Source organism: Microcystis sp. M49636_WE2, assembly GCF_030065375.1.
Taxonomy (GTDB): Bacteria; Cyanobacteriota; Cyanobacteriia; order Cyanobacteriales; family Microcystaceae; genus Microcystis; species Microcystis aeruginosa_C.
Map to the genome: position 1 here is coordinate 1 of NZ_JASJFG010000512.1, position 2,707 is coordinate 2,707.

At 44.0% G+C, this 2,707-nt stretch carries 3 protein-coding genes and 1 pseudogene; all 4 read left to right on the top strand.

Annotation, left to right across the window (positions count from 1 at the left end):
* A pseudogene (locus PX484_RS11935) lies at positions 1-295 on the top strand (zinc ribbon domain-containing protein); the annotation flags it as partial.
* 640 nt (positions 296-935) lie between these two features.
* Entirely contained in the window at positions 936-1,565 is a 630-nt protein-coding gene (locus PX484_RS11940; RefSeq protein WP_002761869.1) for a DUF1294 domain-containing protein, read from the top strand.
* Positions 1,566-1,883: 318 nt separating this feature from the next.
* Complete coding sequence (locus tag PX484_RS11945) at positions 1,884-2,126, top strand: DUF433 domain-containing protein (protein ID WP_002790012.1); 243 nt, start codon at positions 1,884-1,886, stop codon at positions 2,124-2,126.
* Positions 2,110-2,484, top strand: coding sequence for a DUF5615 family PIN-like protein (locus PX484_RS11950; RefSeq protein WP_287670010.1), 375 nt, complete (start codon positions 2,110-2,112; stop codon positions 2,482-2,484). Before PX484_RS11945 ends, PX484_RS11950 begins: the two co-directional genes overlap by 17 nt.
* Positions 2,485-2,707: the final 223 nt, after the last annotated feature.

Below are 2,707 nucleotides of genomic sequence, written 5' to 3' on the forward strand. Positions count from 1 at the left end.
TATAAATGCCGTTGGTATGGGAGAAATTACATCGAAATAGATAGATGGTTTCCTAGCTCTAAAAGGTGTAGTAATTGCGGGTATATTGCCCTTGAAAATGCCGTTAAATGTTCGAGAATGGGACTGTCCAGACTGTGGGACACACCATGACCGAGATATTAACGCCAGTAAAAATATTTTGGCCGCAGGGCTTGCGGTGTCAGTCTGTAGAGCGACCATAAGACCAGAACAGAGTAAATCTGTTAAGGCAGGTGCGGAACCCCGCAAGGGAAAGAAACAGAAACCTAAATCGTGAGGTTTGGGAATCACCGTCCGTTTACGGCGGTGAGGATGTCAATAATGGAAGGCTATCAACTCACGGTTCAAGTATTTGAAGAAGGCAGCGTAGAAATCCGTAAAGTAAGTGCCGTCTAACACTGCGTTGGAGCCGACTTCACCAAAAATACCGACAAAAATTACGGGTGATCTGCCGCCGCACAACTTCACCGTTATACTGAATCGGTTTTTAATAGCATGATTAACTGCCAATCCAACTTGAAAAACCCGCTCCCTTCTCCCCCACTGCTGTAACAAAAAACAACTATCCCCCGATAGCGATCGCTAAAGGTCGAATAATTGTAAATTTTTGTCAATGGGTGCGGTCAGATCGAAGAATCATCGCTAGAATGAGCCTAATTGTCAGGAATTTAGTTAAACAAGGTTTTTGGCAATATGCTAATCTGGCTAACAGGCTTTTGGGGGTGATATAGGGAAAAGTTCTGGCAATCGCGCCTAAATGGAGTGTTATACCGAAAGTTGAACCATATCGTTGCCTCAGAGAGTTTTATGCAGAAAGTTGACCTATAATATGTAGTTGGGCTGCTTCGTTTTTTGGTTGTGGCTGTCCTTGAAGATGATTTGTTAGAACCACAAAGTTTTCGTTATTGAGATTTTTTATGCAATCCGGTCTCCGCAGTGGAAAGCTTACAAAATGGAAAGATGAGCGTGGATTTGGTTTTATTCAACCCGTTGATGGGAGTCAAGAAGTTTTTTTGCATATTTCTGAAGTTAAAGATGCAACCCGTCGTCCACAAGAAAACGACACGATTTATTACCACTGCATAGTTGACTCAGATGGCAAAGTTCGAGCTTACAACGCATTTATTCTGGGAGCAAGAAACAAGTCAGAACCTTCAAGTAGTCGAACTAAACCCTCTGATGCCATCATTTCAAGCTTTCCGATAGTTGAGGTAGTTCTGTTGTCGCTTCTGCCTTTGTTTGGAGCTATTCATTTTACATGGACGACACGCAATCCCATTCCACTGATTCTTTATCCCGTAATGAGTTTAGTGACTTACGCTCTATACGCAGATGATAAATCTCGTGCTAAACGAAAGGATTGGCGAACTTCTGAACAAACGCTACATCTGTGTGAACTTGCAGGTGGATGGTTGGGCGGGTTTATTGCCCAGCGAATATTGCGCCATAAAGGTCAGAAAAAGTCTTATCAAGTCACTTTTTGGGCGATCGTGATCCTTCATTATGTTGTATGGCTGTTTTGGCTGTTTTCGGGAGGAACGCTATGAGGTATTGCGATTCTAAAAGCATCAGTGCGATGCCGAAGGCACTGCGTAGCAGTACGCTATCGCCGTAGGGTGCGTTCCCTAATGTGGCTCCCACTGCTCCACTGATCGATTTTGGGGAACGCACCATGCCCATTGATTAAAACTGTGGGTTAAAGTGTGGTGTGGGCTAATCTGACTAACAGGCTTTTGGACGTGATATAAAGATAGTATGGGTGACGGTTTATCTGATGACGGAGAATGGATATGTGGAGGATGTTTTTCAGGCATTGCTTACCCCGCTAAAGGTTAAAATGATCATGAAGAAATAGAATTACTCTAATGAAACTAGATCGTATTACGAGCCATCCAAACCGTATGAATGGGCAACCCTGCATTCGTAATCTTCGCCTTACGGTTCGTCGAGTGATTGAGCTACTGGCAACTTATCCCGATCGAGCAGAATTACATCAAGAGTTTCCCGAACTGGAGGATGAAGATATTCGACAAGCCCTAATTTTTGCCTCTTCCTACTTGGATGATCGCATCATTGAACTTCCTAATCGCTATGAAGCTGTTGCTTGATCAGGGACTACCGCTTTCTGCGGCAACTTTATTATGTGATGCTGGGATCGACACTATTCATGTTGGTGAAATAGGGATGTCTGAAGCTGAAGACTCAGACATTATCCAAAGGGCTAGAGACGAGGGACGGGTTGTTGCTACTCTCGATGCGGATTTCCATACATTGCTGGCACTTGATGTGGCGAATACTCCTTCAGTCATTCGCATTCGGGTTGAAAGATTACGCGCCCAAGCACTTACGAATCTTTTGTTGACAGTAATCGCTGAGTGCGAGGACGATTTAGAACAAGGATCAGCCATTACGGTTGAGCCAAGCCGTATTCGTATTCGTCGTTTACCATTAGTGTCTGATGTCTAACGGAAACGTTATACTGAATCGGTTTTTAATAGCATGATTAACTCCCAATCCAACTTGAAAAACCCGCTCCCTTCTCCCCACTCTCCTATACCTTTTAAACAGGATTTAGTATGACTATCTAGGGTTTGCTGAATAAGTACGGGCGAAGCATTCGGATAGAAAATCTACGTTTTCACCGATAGGTTATTGCCCGAATGCTTCGCCCCTACAGGACGCGGGCCGA

Coding starts and splice junctions, on each gene's coding strand:
- PX484_RS11945 (WP_002790012.1), top strand. CDS start 1,884: ATGAAACTAGATCGTATTACGAGCCATCCAAACCGTATGAATGGGCAA.
- PX484_RS11950 (WP_287670010.1), top strand. CDS start 2,110: ATGAAGCTGTTGCTTGATCAGGGACTACCGCTTTCTGCGGCAACTTTA.
- PX484_RS11940 (WP_002761869.1), top strand. CDS start 936: ATGCAATCCGGTCTCCGCAGTGGAAAGCTTACAAAATGGAAAGATGAG.